Annotated in this window: 10 protein-coding genes; 1 reads left to right on the top strand and 9 read right to left on the bottom strand. The window is 55.8% G+C overall.

Annotated features, from left to right (window positions below; translation table 11 throughout):
* Positions 1–110: 110 nt before the first annotated feature.
* Positions 111–3,170 carry a PVC-type heme-binding CxxCH protein gene (locus ABD851_RS05200; protein WP_344976514.1) on the top strand — a complete coding sequence of 1,020 codons (3,060 nt, stop codon included), beginning with the start codon at positions 111–113 and terminating at the stop codon, positions 3,168–3,170.
* Between the two features lie 24 nt (positions 3,171–3,194).
* Here ABD851_RS05200 and bglX read toward each other — a convergent pair whose 3' ends face one another.
* The 9 genes from bglX to ABD851_RS05155 form a co-directional block, all read right to left on the bottom strand.
* Positions 3,195–5,486: a beta-glucosidase BglX gene (gene bglX, locus ABD851_RS05195; RefSeq protein ID WP_344976511.1), complete on the bottom strand. Its 2,292-nt coding sequence runs from the start codon at positions 5,484–5,486 to the stop codon at positions 3,195–3,197.
* A 281-nt stretch (positions 5,487–5,767) separates the two neighbouring features.
* Complete coding sequence (locus ABD851_RS05190; protein WP_344976508.1) at positions 5,768–7,393, bottom strand: glucoamylase family protein; 1,626 nt, start codon at positions 7,391–7,393, stop codon at positions 5,768–5,770.
* A 252-nt stretch (positions 7,394–7,645) separates the two neighbouring features.
* Complete coding sequence (locus ABD851_RS05185) at positions 7,646–9,187, bottom strand: RagB/SusD family nutrient uptake outer membrane protein (protein WP_344976505.1); 1,542 nt, start codon at positions 9,185–9,187, stop codon at positions 7,646–7,648.
* Between the two features lie 23 nt (positions 9,188–9,210).
* Positions 9,211–12,228, bottom strand: a complete 3,018-nt coding sequence (locus ABD851_RS05180) for a SusC/RagA family TonB-linked outer membrane protein (protein WP_344976502.1) — start codon at positions 12,226–12,228, stop codon at positions 9,211–9,213.
* A 243-nt stretch (positions 12,229–12,471) separates the two neighbouring features.
* A complete protein-coding gene (locus ABD851_RS05175) occupies positions 12,472–15,336 on the bottom strand; it encodes a helix-turn-helix and ligand-binding sensor domain-containing protein (protein WP_344976498.1) in 2,865 nt (954 codons plus the stop codon).
* A 57-nt stretch (positions 15,337–15,393) separates the two neighbouring features.
* Positions 15,394–16,338, bottom strand: a complete 945-nt coding sequence (locus tag ABD851_RS05170; protein ID WP_344976495.1) for a dihydrodipicolinate synthase family protein — start codon at positions 16,336–16,338, stop codon at positions 15,394–15,396.
* On the bottom strand, positions 16,328–17,899 hold the full coding sequence (locus ABD851_RS05165) for a sodium:solute symporter family protein (RefSeq protein WP_344976492.1): 1,572 nt from the start codon (positions 17,897–17,899) through the stop codon (positions 16,328–16,330). The genes ABD851_RS05170 and ABD851_RS05165 overlap by 11 nt, the downstream gene beginning before the upstream one ends.
* Before the next feature lie 71 nt (positions 17,900–17,970).
* Entirely contained in the window at positions 17,971–19,089 is a 1,119-nt protein-coding gene (locus ABD851_RS05160; protein ID WP_344976490.1) for a sialidase family protein, read from the bottom strand.
* Positions 19,090–19,144: 55 nt separating this feature from the next.
* Positions 19,145–21,106, bottom strand: a complete 1,962-nt coding sequence (locus ABD851_RS05155) for an FG-GAP repeat domain-containing protein (protein ID WP_344976487.1) — start codon at positions 21,104–21,106, stop codon at positions 19,145–19,147.
* Between the last annotated feature and the right edge of the window lie 90 nt (positions 21,107–21,196).

Raw genomic sequence — 21,196 nt, 5'->3', positions numbered from 1 at the left:
CCGGCATCACCGCCGGCAGAAACATCCGGAAAAAAGGGGGAAAAGCCCTATTTTGTAGTCCACACCGTATCCTCTTTCGTTAAACAGCAACCAAAATTGATATCGTACCCATGAAACAGGTTGATCTCCATCATCTCAGATTCTCCTCGCTTATCGTATGCCTGGCCGTCCTGTCCCTGGCTTCCTGCAAGCAGGCCCCGCCTGCGCAACATCCGGAAAAGCTGCCGGACGAGCAGCAGCGGCTGGCGCAGAACGCCCTGAAAGGATTACAGATCGACGAGGGACTATATGCTACCCTCTTCGCCAGCGAGCCCATGATCACCAACCCCACCAATATGGATATCGACGCCAGGGGCCGCGTCTGGATATGCGAAGGTTTTAACTACCGTCCCCAGTACAATCCGGGTCATCCCGTAAAGGAAGAGGGCGACAAAATCCTGATCCTGGAAGATACCGACGGGGACGGCGCGGCGGATACCAGCAAAACCTTTTACCAGGGTATGGATGTAAACGCCGCCCTCGGCATCTGCGTACTGGGCAACAGGGTGATCATCTCCTGCAGCCCCAAAGTCTTTATCCTGACGGATACCGACGGCGACGATAAGGCCGACAAAAAAGAAGTGCTGTTCGAAGGCATAGCCGGAGAACAGCATGATCACGGCATACATGCCTTTACCTTCGGCCCGGACGGAAAGCTGTATTTCAACTTCGGGAATGCGGGAGACAGCATCCTGGATAAAAACGGCGACATTGCCCACGATATCGAAGGCATTCCCATCAACAATCACGGTAAGCCTTACCGGGAAGGCATGGTATTCCGCTGCGACCCGGACGGCAGTAATATAGAGGTGCTGGGCCATAATTTCCGGAACAATTACGAGGTGGCGGTAGATGCCTTCGGCAATCTGTGGCAGTCCGATAATGACGACGACGGCAACCGGGGCGTGCGGATCAATTATGTGATGCAGCACGGCAACTACGGCTATACCGATGAGATGACCGGGGCCAACTGGCGCACCCCCAGGGTGAACATGGAAGACTCCATTCCCTACCGTCACTGGCACCTGAACGATCCCGGCGTGGTGCCCAACCTGCTGCAGACGGGCGCCGGCTCTCCCACCGGCATGTTGGTCTATGAAGGCGATCTTCTGCCGGCGGTTTTCCGCAACCAGATTATCCATGCAGACGCCCTTCCGAATGTAGTCCGGTCTTACCCCGTGGAAAAGAACGGGGCCGGCTATACGGCAAAGATCGTCAACATCGTGGAGGGCATCTATGACAAATGGTTCCGTCCTTCGGATGTATGCGTGGCGCCGGACGGATCGTTGTTTATCGCCGACTGGTACGATCCGGGCGTGGGCGGTCACCAGGTGGGCGACCTGGAGAAGGGCCGTATCTACCGCATTGCCCCGCCGGGAACCTCATATACGGTTGCGCCACCGGAGCTTGGCACTCCGGAAGACGCTGTCAAAGCCCTGGAAAGCCCCAACCTGGCCACCCGCTACCTGGCCTGGGAAAGACTGCATGGCTGGGGAGAAAAGGCCGTTCCCGCACTGGAGAAAATGTTTAAGTCGGATAATCCCCGCTACCAGGCCCGTGCCCTGTGGCTGCTGAGCAAGCTGCCGTCCAAGGGAATGCAGTATATACAGGAGGCGCTCAGGGATAAAGATGAAGACATCCGCATCACGGCTATACGGGCGGCCCAGGAGCTACGGGGAGATATCACAGCGGTCGTAAAGCAGGTGCTGCGCGATCCCTCGGCACAGGTCCGCCGTACCGCCGCGATCGCTCTGCGGCACAGCCGTTCCCCCCAAGCGCCCGCGCTGTGGTCAGCGCTGGCCGCACAATACGACGGCAAGGACCGCTGGTACCTGGAAGCGCTCGGCATCGGCGCCGACCGGCAATGGGACAGCTATCTGGCGGCCTGGCTCCGGCAGATGGGCAATGAATGGAACTCCGCCTCGGGCCGGGATATCGTATGGCGCGCCCGTACCCCCGCCGCCCTCCCCCTGCTGACCCAGATCATCGAAAATCCCCGCGTCGATCCGGAGCAAAACCTGAAATTTTTCCGGGCGCTGGATTTCTATCCCGATCCGGACAAACAACGGGTATTGAATACCCTGCTGCAGGGTCATCATCCCAAACAATCCTTTATCGACGCCATTGCCCTGCTGCAGATGGACCCGGACCAGGCGCCCCGTACGGCCGCTTTCCGCGAGCGTATCAGCCGCAGCCTCCAAAGCGTGCAGCACCGCAAAGAATTTATTCAGCTGGTGGAGAAATACCATATCCGCGACCAAGGTCCCCAGCTGCTGGATATGGCGCTTACCGTCCCTTCGGAAGAAATGCGCATGGAAACGATGGAAACCCTGCTCAATACCGGAGGTGAAAACCTGGTCCGCAAAAAGCTCCGGGGCGATACGGCTGCCGCGCATAACCTTATTACCCTGCTGGGACACAGCAGGTCTCAGGAAAGCAAAGACCTTTTGCTCTCCCTGCTGCTGGACAAGTCCTCCGATCCGGGCCTGCGCAAACTGGCCACAAAGGAAATCGGCCGGGGTCGCCGCGGCGAGGACATCCTGTTGAAGCTGATGGATACTCACAAATTACCCCATCTCGTAGATACGGTGGCGGCGGACGTCCTGCTGCACGCCTACCGGGATGAAGTGCGGGAAAAAGCCGAAGCCTATTTCCATACCGGCAGCGGCGCAAAGTCGGCTCTTCCTCCCATTGCCAGCCTGGCGGGTATGAAAGGCGATGCCGGCAAAGGAAAGGAAGTTTTCCTCAGCTACTGCAGCACCTGCCATATGGCAGCAGGACAGGGTACGGACTTTGGCCCTAACCTTTCGGAGATCGGCGGCAAGCTGGCCAAAGAGGCGATCTATAAATCCATCATCACCCCGGATGCGGGTATCAGCTTCGGGTATGAAGGATATACTTTTACCCTCAAAGACGGAAAAACAGTGCTGGGGTATATCAGCAGTGAAACGCCGGAAGAGGTGGATGTAAAGATGATCGGAGGAACGGTGGAAAAAATCCCCGCTAAAAACGTCGCCGCCCGCAAGGCTTATGACCACTCCCTGATGCCGACGGGCCTGGCCAGCAGCATGCCGCAGGATCAGCTGGTGAACCTGGTGGAATACCTGAGCACGCTAAAGAAAAAACAGTAACGGTTCACTGCAGAGACAAACGGGTTATTCCGTCAGCGTAAAGGCTGCCCGCTGCAGGTCCCTGGAGTTGCCGCCGATGAATATTTCAAAATCCCCGGGCTCCGTAACCCATTGCATGTCCCGGTTGTAAAATTTCAGGTCCTCCGGAGTAAGGGTGAAGGTCAGCCTTTTGCTTTCACCCTGCTTTAAAAATACCTGCCGGTAATCTTTTAGCTCCTTTACCGGCCGGGTAACGCTGGCCACCCTGTCCCGGAGATAAAGCTGGGCGGTTTCGGTACCGTCATAATGGCCGTCGTTGGTAACGGTTACAGCCATACGCAGAATTTCTCCCCGGCGCAGCTTACGGGTGCTTAAAACAATATCGCCATAGCTAAAATGCGTATAGCTCAGTCCATACCCGAAGGGGTAAAGCGGTTCGTTGGGGATGTCCAGGTATTTGGAAGTATATTTATTCCCCGGATCCGCAGGCCTGCCGGTGCTTTTATGGCTGTAATAAACGGGTATCTGTCCCACGCTTACGGGGAAAGATATGGTGAGCTTTCCGGAAGGGTTATAGGCTCCGAAAAGGACGTCCGCGATGGCGGCGCCCGCCTCGGTGCCGCCGAACCAGCTTTCGAGGATGGCGGGGATATGGGCATCTTCCCAGGGGAGCGTAAGCGGCCTTCCGTTCATCAGCACCAGCACAACCGGCTTCCCCGTAGCATATACGGCGCTTAGCAACTCCTGCTGGTTCGGAGTAAGACCGATGTCGCTGCGGCTGGCCGCTTCTCCGGTCATCGCTGCGGATTCACCCAACGCCATCACCACCACATCGGCCCTCTCGGCCGTTGCGACGGCCTCGCGGATCAGCTGTTCCGGACTTTTGGCATCCACGGTAATATCTGCTCCGGCAGCATTCAGCTTTCGTAAAAGCGCGGTATCATCCACGAGGTTGGCCCCCTTTGCATAGTATACCTTTGCCCGGCCTTCTACGGCCGCCTTTACCCCGCTCAACAGGCTCACTGCCCTGTGCCAGTCGCCCGCCGCGCTCCAGGCGCCGATCAGATCGCGCCGGTCATCGGCCAACGGACCGATCAGCGCAATAGACCCGGATTTCTTCAGGGGGAGCAGCTGTCCGGCATTTTTTAGCAGTACCATGGACTTCCGGGCCATCTCCCGCGCAAAGGCCAGCTTGTCCGGGCTCATGATCACCTTATCCGGGTTTTCATGGACATAACGATAAGGATCGCTGAACAGCCCCAGCCTGTACTTGGCCTCCAGCACATGCCGTACCGCCGTATCGATATCCTGCCGGCTTATCTTTCCCTCCTGCAGCAATGATTTCAGCTGCGTGACATACACCTCTCCCTGCATATCCATATCCACCCCGGCCTGTAAAGCCTGCGTCCCCACCTCCGACGTGTTACGGCCGACACCATGACTGATCATTTCGGGTATGGCCGTATAGTCGGTCACCACCAACCCGGAGAAACCCCATTGCCGACGCAGCAGGTCCTTCAACAACCAGCGGTTGCCCGTAGCCGGAATGCCGTTCACCTCGTTAAAGGAGGTCATCACCGAACCGGCGCCGGCATCGAGGGCCGCCTTATAAGGAGGCAGATAGGTTTCAAACATCCGCCGCCGGCTCATGTCTACCGTATTGTAGTCGCGCCCGCCCTCGGCAGCTCCGTACAAAGCAAAATGTTTTACACAGGCCAGCACGGTATGGGATGCCGAAAGGTCATTGCCCTGGTAACCTTTTACATAGGCGCGGGCCATCAGGCTACCCAGCCGGGGATCCTCGCCTGCGCCTTCCATAACGCGGCCCCAGCGCGGGTCACGGGCAATATCTACCATCGGTGAGTACACCCAGTTGATGCCGTCGGCCGAAGCTTCCTCCGCGGCAATCCGGGCCGCCTTCTCAACCGCCGCGGTGTCCCAGCTGGCCGCCATGCCCAGGGGAACAGGAAAAATGGTTTTATGACCGTGGATAACATCGTAGCCGAACAACAGCGGTATATGCAGACGGGTCTGCTTCACCGCCATATCCTGCAGTTGCTTTACATATTCCGGCGTATAGGCGTTGAAGATAGCCCCCACCCGACCCTTCCGGATATCTTCCGCATAGTTCTTCCGCATAGACGGACCGGTAACGTCCATATCGCTGGTGAGGAGATTCAGCTGCCCGATCTTTTCATCCAGGGTCATCCTGCTCATCAGGCTGTCTATAAAAAACGCCATCTGACGGTCATCCCCCGGCTGCTTTTCCTGCGCAGCAGCCGGTGCTTGCGGCAGGCAGGCCGCCAGCGTCAACAGGAATACAATTCGTATTAGCATGTTTCCGGTTTGAAGTTCAATAGCATAACGTCTAAAGTTTACTTCGTGCACAATGTTTTTTCATAGGCCTCAGTAAAACGCAGTTCGGCAACACTATTTAAAAAGAAATCAACTCCGTTGCCAGTGCTACGCATTTAACGTCTAACGTTCATCTGCCTGGAATGAAACCATGGACTTTAGACTTTACTCGTCCAACGTTCATCTGTCTGAAAAGGAACCTCAAACGTTAGACTTAAAATGCCTTTCACCCTTCACCTTTTACCTTTTACCTCTAAACGGGGTCAATGCAAAACCAACCTCAGCGAGTCCCGGACCCGGCCGGCCGACTCCAGCAGCGCGGTATAGATGCCGGGGGTAAGGCTGTCGCCGAACACGATCTCCCGGGCGCCGCTGCCCGTCTTCCCTTCAGCAAGGGTGATCCGGTTGCTGCCCGTCTTTCCCCGCAGATACAGGGAAACGGGGGTATCTCCTTCCCGGACATAATAGGCAAGCCGGTAACGGCCCAGGTCAGGATGCCGCATCAGCTCCAGGCAGCCGCACTGCCGTTCGGGCACAGCCAGATAAAACCCTGTGGGATACGACGGACTACCGATACCGGCTCTCTGCAAACCCTGCCGGATGTCCGGCCGCTGCATAAAAAGCCTCCAGATCAGTCCGCTGCGGTAATTCTCGATCATGACGGGTATCGTTCCCTCATCAATGGCCAGATACTGATCGGAAAACCAGCTGTCTTTCAGGTTAAAGGCATCGTAAAATCCGTAAGCGCCCCAAAGGCGATCGCCAAGCCCGTTATAAAAATACCGCAAGGCCTGCATGGAATAATAGGGAGTATAGGGAAAAGCCGACAGGGCGGCGGTAGGCGTGATGGTGCCGTTGTCATTGTCCGGCGCATGGGCGGAATAACCCTGCGGCTGGTCGCTGGCGGTGAGCCCCCAGACCTGCTCCGAATACCGGTAGCCGGCCGGAGCCTGCACTATGCAGTATGCCCGGTTGATCAGCGTGTGACGTACATTGTGCTGCCAGTAGTTCACATATTGATCCTGCATCTGCCGCGGATCCAGTCCCAGAAAGGAATAATGGCTGAAAAAGAGCGGACCGCCGTAAGGAAACCCGATCTTAAGCGTGTAGCCGATATAGTTATTTCCGTTCCGGAAATGCGGGCCGCCCGTCCAGGTGTTCCGGTAGACCTCCGGGGGAATAGGATGGGTAGGCGAGGACAAGGCGAGGATATAGGTGATGAGGCACTCGTTAAAGCCCTGTATGGGCATATTCATTGCCCAGCCGTAACGAGGCGACCAGTGCCAGTAAAGCTTTCCGCTGTGGTTGCGCGTGTACCAGTCCCACTCCACGGTTTCCCAGAGGTGCTGTATCCGCTTCCGCAAAAGCGTCTCCGGAGCATTACCGCCGTTAAAATACTGCTGCGCCACCAGCAGTCCGTTGATGAGAAAAGAGGTTTCCACCAGATCGCCCCCGTCGTCTTTCGGGCTGAAGTGGCAGGCGGCGCCGGTGGCGCCGTTCATCCAGTGCGCCCAGGCTCCGTGAAAACGGGGCACGCTGTCCAGGAAAGCCGTCATTTTCAGGAGCCGCTGTATTACCGAGTCGCGGTTCAGCCATCCCCGCTGTACGCCCACGACAAGACAGCTGATTCCAAAGCCAGTACCCCCCGTGGTAACGGTGTCCGGGGTGGCGGTTCGCTCGGGCGTCATGCCGGAAACGGGATGGGCAAAATCCCAGAAATAACCAATCGTGCTGCGCTGTACCGTATCGAGCAATGCTTTATCGGAGAGTCCGCCCCTGCCGTTGCTGTCGTCGTTTTGCTGTGCAGACGGCGAAGAGGGCCGGCAAGCGGAAATCCAGATAGCTGCGGCCATGCAGACCAACCCTAACGCTGTTTTTTTTACCGCCATGATCCGTTTAAAAGATTTCAAAACCATTTCCTGAAAAATTACCGGAACGCCTTTTACCTTTTACCTTTCACCCTTCACCTTTTACCCTTCACCTTTTACCTTTCACCTCTAATCTTTTACCTTTCACCCTTCACCTTTTACCTTTCACCTTTCACCTTTTACCTTTCACCTTTCACCTTTCACCTTTTACCTTTCACCTTTTACCTTTTACCTTTTGCCCTTTACCTTTCGCCTTTCACCTCTATTCCCCCTTCAGGAGGTTCGGGTCTCCGGATTCTGCGTCAGCTCACCTTTGCTCAGGTCGATCTGCGCCTGCGGGACAGGCAGCAGGTTATCCCTGCTGCCGCTGAAGTTGTTTTTCCCCGCTGCATGAAGCGTATCTGCAGCCACACCCCAGCGCACCAGGTCGAAGAAGCGTTCATGCTCCATCGCCAGCTCCACCCTTCTTTCGTGCCGTATGATCTGGCGCAGCTGATGCTGATCAGTGGTCGTGATCTCCGGAAGAATATTGGCATCATCTCCCCTGGCGCGTGCGCGAACCATCTCCAGCTTTTCCAGCGCTGCGGCCGTATTTCCGGCTTCATTGGCGGCTTCGGCATACATCAGCAGCACATCGGCATATCGCAGTACCCTTACATTCATCCAATAGCCGCCCCGGTTACCTACCTCATTGCGCATAGCGGGATTCGTATATACTTTATTGTTATAGCGCGGGTTGGGCAGTCCTAACGGCGTTACCTCGCCGTAAATGGTCAGACCCGGATGACCGGGAGTGCTGGTGAACAATACGGTACGGGCTTCCCGCGGGTCGCCGTCCTCATAAGCATATAACAGTCGCGTGCTCGGCGTATTCCAGCCCCAGCCGAGATCCCATGAACCGGTACCCCGGACACCCTGCACGCTGGCATATTGTATGCCGTAGTCCGTGGGCGTGGTGGCATCCGCAGTAGCCTGTATTTCAAAAACCGACTCCCGTGTATTTTCTCCATCTTCCCCGAATATCCGGTCATAGGGTGTGGACAGGTCATACTGCCCGGACTGGATCACCAGATCAGCGGCATCCATAGCCATTCCCCATTTTTTTTCCGTAAGATAGACCTTTGCCAACAATCCATTGGCCGCTCCCTGTGTAGCTCTTCCCACAAATCTTGCATCCCAGCTCAGGGGGAGATTAGCGGCGGCATACTGCAGGTCTTTCTCTATAAAAGGATAGATAACCCCGGGGGCGCTCTGCGGGATGTTCGCACTGGTGCCGGTGACCGTATCGATAAGCGGTACCCGTCCGAATAAACGGACCAGCATAAAATAGCCGTATGCCCGGATGAATCGGGCCTCTGCAAGGGATTGCCGCTTTATTTCATCGGAGGCCGTTATTTCTTCGTTGTTGGCGACCTGGTCCATCACGATATTGCATTTGTTGATCAGATCGAAATATCCGGTCCATAATCCGTTGGCCATGCCGTTGCTGGGCGAAACCGGGAAGTTATCCATATCCTGCGCGTCGGCGCCTCCGTCGCCGGGCGTGCTGCCCTTGTCGGCATCGTCGCTGCGGATACTGACGGCCGCGATAAAAGGAGTAGCCGATACGTTATAGCTCCTCAGCGCGCCGTAAGCCGCGAAGACATATTGGTCGAACGGACTGCTGCCCTGGGGATAGGGATAGGTATCCGAGGTATAACGGCCCTGAGGGTCCCTGTCCAGGAACCCTTTCTTGCAGGCTGCTAACGCTGTAACGACCGCTATCAGCATAAAGACCGCCGGATAGTTCTTCTGTATGTTGCCAGATATTTTCATGGTTCGGATGATTTGAGGATCGGTTAAAAGGTAACGTTCACACCCATGGAATAGACGGCAGGCACCGGATAAACGCCGTTGTCTGCACCGCTGGCGATAGGATTATCCAGCGGGGCCTCGGGCGTATAGCCGGTAGCTTTGGTCCAGGTCTTTATATTCTGACCGCTTAGATATACCCGCAATTGCCGGATACCTGTCTTCCATTTCATCTGGGGCCGGAAGGTATACCCGATCTGCAGGGTGCGTAATCTGAAATAATCGCCCGGTTCCAGGAAATAGCTGCTGAACAGCAGATTGTTGGACCGGGTATTGTCCAGTATCGGCTCTACATCTGAGGTGCCCGGCCCCGTCCATGCCTTCAGCCGGTTGGTTTCATAATTCACCACGGCAAAATTGACATTCCGGCGTTGGGTATAGATCTTGTTCCCGGCTACCCCCTGCCCTTCGATAAGCAGATCAAAGCTGCGATAGCCGAAGGAGAGGTTGATCCCGAAATTCAGCTTGGGAAACGGTGTGCCCAGATAGGTGCGGTCTCCCGGCGTTATAGCCGTATCGCCGTCCAGGTTGGCATAGGCGATATCACCCGGACGGGAATTGCTCAGGTGAGGCATCCTGTCGAGGTCTTCCTCCGACTGATAAATACCGGTTTGCTTGTATCCGTAGAAATAGCCGATGGACGATCCGGTGGCGGTCCTGTTCACTCCGCCGTTGCCCAACAGCTCAAAGTCGATCTCGTTCCCGATCGATTTCACCTTGTTCTCATTATAACTGAAATTGGGAGAGATGCTGTAGGTGAAATCCTTTCCGATACGGTCGCTCCATCCCAGACTTACTTCCACGCCCTTGTTGCTGATATCGCCGAGATTGGTATAATAGCTGTAGTTGCCGGCGGTGCCCGGCAGGGTGACGTAGGTCAGGATATCCTTGGTGGTCCTGTTATAGAAATTGATATCGGCGCTCAGCCGGTTGTCCAGCGCCCGCAGCTCCAGGCCGAGATCGATACCGTTGACTACCTCCCAGTGCAGGCGGGGATCAGGGATATACTTGGGTGAAACGGAGGGGTAAACGTTGTCGCCGAACACGCCTACGTCAGCGATATTCAATACCGGCAGGTACAGGTAATTATCGGTGCCCAGCGCATTGCCGACCTGTCCCCAGGCGCCCCGGAATTTTAAAAAGTCGATCCCTTTTATATGATCCTTAAAAAAAGGCTCTTCGCTGGCCACCCAGCCGACGCCCAGGCTCCCGAAATTACCCCAGCGCTGCGCCGGTGAGAACTTGGAGACCCCATCTCTCCTGAAAGTGGCATTCAGCAGGTATTTTTCCCGGTAGGTATATCCCACCCGGCCCAGGAACGACATATAGGCTTCCTCGCCTCCTCCGCCGCCGTAAGTACCGGGGTTTCTCTGGTTACTGATGTCCAGGTACCAGTAGATCGGGTTATCCGGAATGTTCAGCACAGTGTCCTTGCGGTTTCCGGTGAGGTTCATACTGCTGCTGTACAGGGTAGTGAAGCCGGCCAGCACGGTGAGATGGTGCTTATCTGCAAACGTCTCGTCAAAGGTAAGGGTATGATCCTGCTGGAATTTCCGGTTCTGGGTCTGTGTCTGGGCCACGCTGGTTCTGGCGGTTTCATCAAAAGTAGTGTCCGTGGCCGCGTCTCCTTCGGCGATGTTGATATACCGGAAAGGCAGCGGAGTATAGCTGCGGTTGTTATCAAATCCGAGGTCCGCATAAAAGGCGGACTTGAAGGTAAAATGCTGCAGGAACTTTATCTCGGCATACAGGTTCCCGATGGCCCGGTATCCGTTGTTGATGGCATTTCCGGTGTTCTGATCCAGCCTGGCGACGGGGTTACCGACCTGCGCGCGCTGGAAGGACGGCATGCTGTAGTACAGGTGATCGGCCGCTTTAACCGGAACAACCGGCGCCGCCCAAAGCGCATTGTTCAGATCGGCGCCCGGGGTTTGCTGGGACCAGTAAAAGCCGGTGAGGTCTGCGCCCACCTTAATATGTTCGTTGATCGTTATCTCTTCATTGATACGGGCAATGTATTTCTTATAGTTATCGTATTTGAGCACCCCGTCCTGGTTATTGAACCCCAGGCTGACATAGGTGGTGGTTTTATCCCCGCTGTTGGATATGCTGAGCGTATTGGTGTTGATTACCGCATCACGGAGGATCAGATCCTGCCAATCCGTATTCGCGGTATAGTTCGAAAAATCGAAAGGATCATCTCCAAGGTTTTCCCGCTGTGCATTGTAGAGCCGTTTGAATCCTGCGGCATCCGCCACATCGATCTTGCGGGTCACATGTTGCACCCCTACATTACTCTGAAAATTAATGCGCGTTTCTCCCTTGGCCGCCCGCTTGGTGGTGACGATGATCACCCCGCTGCCGCCCTGGAGACCAAAAATGGCGATGGAAGAGGGATCGCGCAGTACTTCGATGCTCTCGATGTCCGCGGGGTTCAGGTAATCGATATTGGACTGGAAGACTCCATCCACCACGTAGAGCGGGTTGGAGTTGTTGGTACTGTTCACGCCGCGGATACGCACGGTCGGGGAAGTCCCTGCGCGGCCGCTGTTGACGATGGTCAGTCCCGCCACCTTACCTTGCAGGGAAGAGACCGGGTTGGTAGCCGGCATCCTGGCGAGGTCCTCTCCCTTGACGGTGGTGATGGATCCGGTAAGATCTACTTTTTTGGCTGTGCCGTATCCGATCACCACCAGCTGCTGAAGTTGGGCGGTGGATGAGGAAAGGGTCACTTTCAGGGTGGTCTGACCGCCGACCGGCACCTCCTTGGTCTGATAGCCGATATAGGAAAATACCAGCACCGCATCTGCCGGAACGCTCAGGGAGAAATTACCTCCGGCATCCGTACCGGTACCGGTGGTGGCGCCCTTGACATGAACAGTCACCCCGGCCAGCGGAGCGCCCGTGCTGTCCTGCACAGTCCCTTTCAAAGCCTGCTGGGCATGAGCATAGCGGTAAAAACCACAAAGGAGCGCAATGATGAGTAAACATTTTCTGAGGATCATCCTTATTGCTTTAGGGCGTGAAGAGGTCTGTCGAGCTGAACCAAAACGTGTGCCCTAAATGTACCCCCTCTCATCCTCCTACCGCAATTTCCGTCCCCATCTCCGGTACATCAGATGATGGCTTTTTATAAAAAACACCTCATCAATTCTACATCATTGATGTTTTTACATATCCATTGTCCATTAATTACCAGCCCTCAATGAAATGATCATGAAAAAGTAATGCAATGAGATGAACCCGGATCAGATATTCATCATGAACTCGGTCAGATTCTGATCCTGGGGAAGATCCAGACGCTTGCGCAGACGGTACCGTTTTATCTCCACTCCTCTTACCGAGATGTTCAGCAGCGGAGCGATCTCCTTGGAGGAAAGGTTCATCTTGAGGTAGGCGGCCAGCTTAAGGTCCTGCGGCGAGAGGCCGGGATAACGTTCCAGCAGCTTCTTAAAAAAGGTTTCATGTACCGTGTTAAAACCCTCTTCAAACAGCTTCCACTCGTCCCTGCTGTCCATATGCTTGTCCAGTGTCCGCATCAGCCGCTGATAATGCTGAACGGGGAAATCCTTCCCCGCTTCCTCGCGGATATTTTTCAACTCCTTCCGGATCTTCTGAAAAAGTTCTTTCTCTTTGATCAGGTTCAGCGTGGAGTTCGCCAGGGCTTCGCTTTTGCGGAGGACATCCTGCTCCAGTTGCTGCTGCTGGAAAAGCAGCAACTTTCGCTCGCTCTGCTCCTGCCCGGCCCTTAACCGTTTTTCCATACGGCGTTGCAAACGGGCATGCTGCCGCCGCAGCTTCAGGCGATGCAGCCGGTAAAACAGCAGGACAATACCGGCGAGCAGCAACAGATAACCGGTCTTCGCCCAGACGCTCCGGTACCAGGGCGGCAATATCTCAAAGGAAAAGCTGACACGCTCGTCCGAAACATCGCTCATGACCCAAAATACATAGCTGCCCGGAGAGAGGTTGCCGTATTCCCGGGTACCGGATCCGGACCACGAGGACCATACCCCGTCTTCCCCGCTGCGTTGCAGCATAAACCTGAAATGGGGTACGCGGTCGTATACCGGTACCGCAACCCGGAAAGACAGGCTGTTGTACCGGTACGCAAGACGGGGATAGCTGCCCGGAGCCGGCAGCAGGCTATCCAGCGGCAGGGTTCTTCCACCGGCGCTGCAGCTGATCTCACGGATAGCGGGCGCAGGAGCTTCCGGTTGCCGGTGAAGCCGCTTTTTATCAAAAAGACCAAAGCCGTCTTCATTGCCGAGCAGATAGCTCCCGTCGCCAACCGGCACGATGGCTTCAAATCCGCTGACCAGCGGGAAGCCCCTGGTATAAAAAGTATAAATATCCGGAGATGACGGATTTTCCAGATATCCCAGCCGGTTATCATCTTTTATCAGCCACCAGCACGACGGGCCTGCGGGGATGATGCGCCGGGAATAAAAATAGCTGCCAAGGGAAGATTTCAGCGCGGTATCCGCCACAAAATGCCGGCGGCTTTCCACCCATTTGAAGATACCGGCGGGAGAAGCCACGGCAACGGCGCCGTCATGCCAAAACAGGTTATACCTGACCCCGGCGGGAAGACCGCTGCTGCGGTCCATCTCCCGGATGCTGGTGACCCGGCCAAGATCCGGCGAGAGGCGGAGGTCGTAAATGCTCTTGTAGACATGCCTGATCCATATCCGGCCGCTCTCATCCTCCTCCAGCTGCTGGACCGGCAGCTGCTGCGACCCTTTTACCTGGTTGGCGAAAGCCCAGTTACCCGAGGCGTCCTTACGATAGATCACCAGTCCGTTATACGTACCTTGTATCAGCGCAGTGCTGTCCTGCTTCAGCCGCCGGATCACCCATCCGCCGCCGATGGTAGATAGCCGGACAATACGATGGTCCCCGATACGAAAAGTTCCCCGGTTATGCCCACAGAGCAGCTGCCCGTCAAAGACAGACAGGTTCCAGACCTGCCCCTTTAGCTCCGGGATCAGCGAAAATCCGTCTGTATCGTTTTGCCCGTCACCGAGGTCTTTTACAAACAACCCGTGGTTGGTACCGATATAAAGCCGGCCATGAAATACCGCCGCTGCGTAGACGGTACCCAGCCGCCCTTTTGTATCCCGGTAATGCAGAAACGGGGAATGCAGGACTACCTGGTCGATACCCTTGTCCATGGCCGCCCACAGATTACCCGCACGATCCCGGAAAAGGGCCAGCACGGTATTGTTCTGCAGTCCGTTGGACTGGTTCAGATGAAAAAGGATATTCCCTTCTCCATCGGCGATCACCAATCCGTTCAGAATGGTTCCAAAAGCGTAGGTATCGCCGTCGAGCTGTATGCCGTTGTTCAGCTCGTTGGCCTGCAAAAAGTCGCTCAGCTCGGAATCAAAAGGACGGAACGAATGGCCGTCATACAAAAACAGCCCCTGCTTGTCCGTTCCGATAAGGAAGCTGCTCCTGCCATAGGGAAGTATTGAGATCACCTCTGCCTTGGCCAGAAAATCGCTGCCCGGTATCTTTACGAGATGACCATCCTGTAATTCGTATAAGCCGTATTGCAGCACCTGGACAAAATCACGGCCCCGGACCCGGAAAAGGTAGAACAGGGAATTCGGCCCCTTTACCGTACTGACCTTTCCGCCCCTTAAGAAATAAAGCGTGGAAAAGGACTGAAAAAAAATTTCCTGCCGGGAAGCCAGTATCTTCCATATCTCTTCCTGCCGGAAAAGCGGGGCTTTGATGCGGGAAGCCAGCGAATGATAGACCAGCTTTCCCCAGGGCTGTCGCTGCCAGTATCCCAGCTCGGCAAAACCACCGGTATATATCCTTCCCTTTCCATCAGACGATACGGAACGTACGATCTGCTTATCGGGCAGCTCGTACAGCTCCCAACGGCTGCCGTCAAAGCTCAGCAGTCCTTTCGAATTGGCAAAATACATGACCCCGTTCTCATCCTGGGTAACAGACCAGTTCTGGTTATATCCCCCGTAAGTTTCGTTGGTATAATTGATGATACGGGGTACACCCGGAAAAGAAAGGTGCCGGGCAGGCAGCGCATTGCCCAGACACAGCAGCCCGAAAAGAAGAAGGATGTTTTTTTGCTTACAGCTCATCTCTCCTTGTAAAGCTAATCAAAAGGGAGCTAAAAACCGCACGGACCGCGGTGCGCATTAAACCGGCATTACCGCTCTTAGTCCGATGTTCTCGCACAGGCGGGCATATTGTGCGGACAGGTGATCTATATCCTGTTTTACGGCGGGTGTGAGCGTCCCTGTGTCTGTCCGGGTAAAGGTGGTAATCGGCAGACCGCGCTGCCGGAGGTAATATTTGGCTACAGGCGGATAAATATGATGCATCACTTCCATGTTATCGGACAGAAACCGCTGTGCCTGATCCACCTTTTCCGCAAAGGCGGCCTCATCAAAATGTTCGCACAACCAGACGATAAGCTCGGGAAAGAAATTGCCCTGTATACAGGAAAGACCGGAGGACCCTGCCTTCAACGAGGCGACGGCATGTGCGGCATAAGCATCGTACAAGCCGAAGGCCGGCCGGCCGGCCGTGGCTTCCAGCTTTGCGGTGATCTGTGTCAGGTCCAGACAGGTATCTTTGTGATAGATGATGCGGCCGGTATCCACAAACTGCCTGAGCTGTGCAGGCTTCAGCACCCGCTTGTAAGGCTCGGGACATTCGTAGAAACCCAGAGGCATGCTGCCGGTCAGCTCAAACAGGCGGAATACCCGCTCCTCGAACAGCCGGTCGGGTTCTTCTTTACCCGCCACCAGGCTGGTCACGATAATGACGGCCTGTACCCCTGTATCATAAATCTTATGCATAAAGTCCGCCTGCCGCTCCGGCGTTTCTCCGAAGTTACCCACCGCCACTACCGGCACTGCTCCGCCGGTTGCCGACAACACGTGTTTTACAACCGCCAGCTTTTCATCGTGATCCAGCGCAAACATCTCGCTGGACTGGCAGTTGGCGAACAGGCCGCCGGCCCCCGCGCGGAGATAGTGCTGCGTGAGGGCGGTCAATCCGCCAAAATCAACCTTTCCCGCTTCGTCAAAGGGGGTAAGCATAACGGGGATAAACTTCTTTTCCGGTCTATTTTTCACGGGCTGCGGTTTTATCTTTTCTGATCCCCGTCAGCAGCATGCCGGCCAGGAAGATCGTCAGCGTGCCGATCACGATCACCATGTTCGTATCCAGGGGGCTGCGCAGAAACGCATATCTTTCCGGGATAATACCCGGCAGCGCCATCCATACGATCACCGCCACCCCGATGATCGTCGCGGTGAGCGCCGCCATATTCCCGGTGCGCCGGCTGATCAGGCCCAGCAGGAACAGGCCCAGCATACCGCCGGCAAAGATCCCCGAGAGGGTCCACCAGACATCCAGCACGCTGCTGATACCGATCATGGCGATGCCCGTACCCATACCGGCCAGGCCAAATACCAGGGTAGCGCTGTAGAGCACCGGGAGAAAACGCTTTTCGGACAGCCCTTTGTTAAAATACCGCTTATAGATATCCACGGTAAAGACGGTGGCCGAGGCGTTCATCCCCGAGCTGATGGTGCTCATGGCGGCCGACAGGATGGCGGAGATCACCAGCCCCACCAGTCCTGTGGGCAGCCGGTTGACCATAAAATGCGGCATTACCTTGTCGCCAAAATCCGAGGGCTTCAGTGCTGCGGCTGTTCGTGCGATAAGCTCCGGGGTGGCGGCATGCGGAAGTCTTTCCGCCGCCGCCTGCAGGCGGATCGCCTGTGTCAGTTCCGGATGCACATCGTAATAGGCATACAGACAGGTGCCGATGATAAAAAATAACAGTGACGCGGGAACGTAGAGCTTTACGCATACCCAAACCGAACGGACCGCTTCCCTGAGCGAGCCGGCCGTATGATAACGCTGCACATAGTTCTGGTCCATCCCGAAATTATTCAGGTTGATAAAAAAGCCATACAGCAGGATGACCCAGAAGGTGGAGGTAGTAAAGTCCGGCGCAAAGCTGCCCAGGCTGAACTTATGATCCTGCCCGCCGATCTCCAGGATGCGGGACATCCCGCCCGGCATATCCTCAATGACAAGATAGAGGATCAGCAGGGCGCCGAGCGTTTTGATCACCGCCTGCACCACCTCGGTCCAGATCACGGCCTCTATGCCGCCCAGCACCGTATACACGATAATACAGATCCCCGTGACGACCATGATCACAGACATGCTGTAACCGGTCAGGGCCTGCAGGCTGAGGGCGATGCCAAAGAAGACCGATCCCATACGCGCCAGCTGGGTCAGCAGAAAGCAAACCACCGCATAGGTACGCGCCCAGGGCCCGAAGCGATGCTCCAGGTGGGTGTAAGCGGATATCTCACCGGTGCTGCGGTAAAACGGCACAAAGTATTTCGAGGCCACCCAGGCGGCAAGCGGCATGGAGAGGCTGAAGACAAAAGCATTCCAGTTGGAACCGAAAGCCTTGCCCGGCACGCCCAGAAAAGTATTGCTGCTCAGAAAGGTGGCATAGATGGAAAACCCGATGGCCCAACCGGGTATCTTACCCGAGGCGCGGGTAAACTGCTCGGCATTCTTATTCTTCCTGGAAAAATAAACCCCCACCGCCACCATGGCGATGAGATAAAACAGGATAATAAAGAGGTCCAGTAACGGCAGGTGCTTCATGTAACAATATGTCCTTTAAAAGATCGTCTCGTCCGCCTGTCTTTGCCCACCGGCGGTGACAGCGCTGTTTCCTATCTAAAGCTTCCGGCGTGCCGGATGATCCAGTCTTTTGTGCCTTCCCAGAAGGCAATCTTTTTCCGCTTCCAGGTATAGGTGACCATTACCGTATCGCCCGCATGGATGACGGCCGGGTAAGAAAATTCATCGTCCTCACTTCCCTTTTCTATATCCAGCTTTTTCGGCCAGGTCCTGCCGTTATCGAAAGAAAGCGCCAGCGATAGCGTGCTGCGGTCGCCCCGCTCCTTATCCGTCGGATTAAGCGCAAGCACCAGGGTGCCGTCCGGCAGCCGGGCCACATCAATGGCGCTGTTGGGATTGGGCAGGTCCGTGGCATAGACGGGCGACCAGGTTCTCCCGTAATCTTTTGAGTCGCTCCGGCATATACGTCCCGAGGCGCTGCGCAGCAGCGCATGCACATTCCCCGGCGAAGATTCCCACAGCGTGGGCTGGATAATACCCTTCCCTTTGATCTTATCCCGGTCTATATCCAGATAGGGGGTTGCCGACCAGGTCTTTCCCTCATCCCTGCTCCGGTCAAAAAAAGCATTCCAGGGACCGTTCTCGTTGGAAGCGCCGGCCAGCCAGGTGCTATCGGAAAGCACAAGTATCTTGTTGCGCACGGGCCCTCTCCCTCCGCGGTCACCCGGCACCAGCTCCCGGGCTTCGGACCAGGTCTCCCCGTCATCGGCCGAGGTCTTTACCCAGGTCTCCCAGCGCGCGATCTCCTTGCCTACTTTAAAAAAAAGATAAATTTTCCCGCCGGGAGCGCGGAACAAAACCGGGTTCCAGTGCGGCTCCTGCCTGATCTTGGCCACTTCTGCAGGCGAACGCCAGTGACCCGGCCTTCCCTTTGTCATCCAGATACCGACATCATCGTCCTTTTCCCGGGTTCCCCCGAACCAGGCGGCCAGAAAGCTTCCGTCGCCCAGCCGTATTAGTGTGGATGCATGACATTGTGGAAAGGGATGATCGTCTCCGAAAAGAAAATCCTTCAGCGGCAGGGTATCGGTATGCGTTACCGGTGCTGCCGCGGTTTTGTCTGACCGGGTATGCGGGCGGGAATGACAGGCCTGTAAGATCAGCGCCGCGAACAGGATACCACTGAGGTTTAAATACGATTTTGGTTTCATCGGATAATGTTTCATCTTTTTTCACCCATATACCCCGGTCGCAGAGCTATACTGCTCAGGGCTTATGCGGATTGAGCAGGTAATAGAAATGTCCGTCCTCCGCACCCACCAGCAGGTCGGGGACGCCGTCCTTGTTCCAGTCCACGATAGCCGGGCTGGTGGTATGCCCGGCCAGGCGGTCCCCCGTCAGCGGCCCCTTATCTTCGAAGAACATTGTATCTCCTTTTATGCCCGTATTCCGCATAAAAGAAATATTGCGGCTGTTGACCAGCAGGTCCGGCCTGCCGTCATGGTCCCAGTCTACGATGCAGAATTTTCTTCTGCCGCTGCCGCCGTACTTTCCCGTGTTCAGCCGCAAGGGGCCCGGCAGACTGTCGGTCACGGCATTATTGGTATCAAAGCCGGCATGCGGCTTACCATAAAATATCCTTTTCCCCGGCTTCACAGCGTCTCCTTGCGGCGTACGTTCAAAAAAGCAAAGATATCCCTCCGGATCCAGCATGATCAGGTCCATGCGGCCGTCTTTGTTCCAGTCGGTGGCAAAAGGAGTGGTCCTCCACTGGGTAACCAGCTCGTTCTTTTCCGGGTTCCACCAGTTCCATGCCGGCTTCGGGGCCGGTCCCTGGATTTTCACCGGACGTGCAGGACTGAGCTGCGGCGCCTGCGGCGTGCCGGTATTTTTGTACCAGGTCACTTTTCCCCAGATCGAATTTACGATCAGGTCCTTACGCCCGTCGCCGTCCCAGTCGGCCACCGTCAGGGTGGTATAGCCCCATTTGGCTTCCGCCGGTCCCTGGATAGAGCCGCTGGGTCCTGCCATGATACGGATGGGTGTTCCCCCGGCCTGCAGCAGCACCGGAGGCGCCCATTTCGGCGGCGTGCCGCCGAGGTTCCGGATAAAGGCGATGTTCCCGGCCGAATTGCCGCAGATGATGTCTTCCCGGCCGTCGCCATCCCAGTCGGCGCTGAAGGGAGTGGATAAAACACCGAACTTCAGCTTGTCCGCCTTTTGCCGGAAGAAAACGGGATCCCGGAATACGGGCATATGATCCCTGACCTGTCCGGTATTTTCAAGAAAGGCTACTCTTCCGTCCTCCTGCCCGATGATCAGGTCGATATCGCCGTCCTTGTCCCAGTCCATTGCTACAGGATTGATCATCTCCAGCGGCATACGCAGCGTATCCCGGCCGCTGACGAGCAGCCGGCCCGGAGCATATGCCGGTTGCGTACGGGTGCCGGTATTTTCAAACCAGGTCAGCTTATCCAGGAACTCGCCGCATATCAGGTCCAGGTCGCCGTCTCCGTCGAAGTCCGCAAAGTTGGGCGAAGGCGCACCGTACTGATCGACGGGTCTGCCGTCGCGGGTGGTCAGCTTTCCGCGGTTGACATAACGGCCCTTCTCGTTTCCGATGAGATAAACATATCCATGCAAGGGGCCGTTCCGCCATCTTCCATCGGCGTCGAAGGCATTGTCCCAGCCATAGTCGCCCCAGTCGCTCAATCCCGCAACAATATCCAGGTCGCCGTCTCCGTCATAGTCCACCCTTTTCCACTGATCTGCCCGGATCTTCTTTATCGCCTTCAGCAGGGTATCCCTGGAAAAGAGCGTTTCTCTTTCCTGGCCGAACGAGACGGAAAAGTTCCTGATCAATGCTCCAGGAACCATCAGATCGGGCTGCCCGTGCACATAAGCGATCTGGAGATCTTTTATCCCGTCGGAAAGCCTTACGGGTTTTTCAAAAACCGGCAGCTTCCCGCCGGCGCTGTTGCGAAAAAAATAGATCCCGTTATACGGCACACCCGAACAGGATACCAGCAGGTCCGTTTTACCATCCCCGTCATAATCCATCGGCAGGGGCTGAGCCCAGAGGCCAGCTCCGAGGTCCGCCACGGCATCCGGATTGCGGTACTCCACCAGCTGAAAGCCCGGGGGCCGCCTTTCCTGCGCGACGGCGACGGCGGTGATAAGAAACAGGGTCAGTATGGCCGGTATCTTTAAAAAGTTCCTGTATAGCATCAATCTTGCCCGTTTATTCCCCATCGGGGTCCTACTTCAGACTTTTACCTGTCAAATATTACACTTTTATCTCTTGTTTTCTTTCCGGTT

Origin of the sequence: Compostibacter hankyongensis, assembly GCF_039541075.1 — a bacterium.
Lineage (GTDB): Bacteria > Bacteroidota > Bacteroidia > Chitinophagales > Chitinophagaceae > Compostibacter > Compostibacter hankyongensis.
The sequence above is the reverse complement of the archived record's forward strand: the minus strand, read 5'-3'. Positions and strand labels throughout refer to the sequence as shown.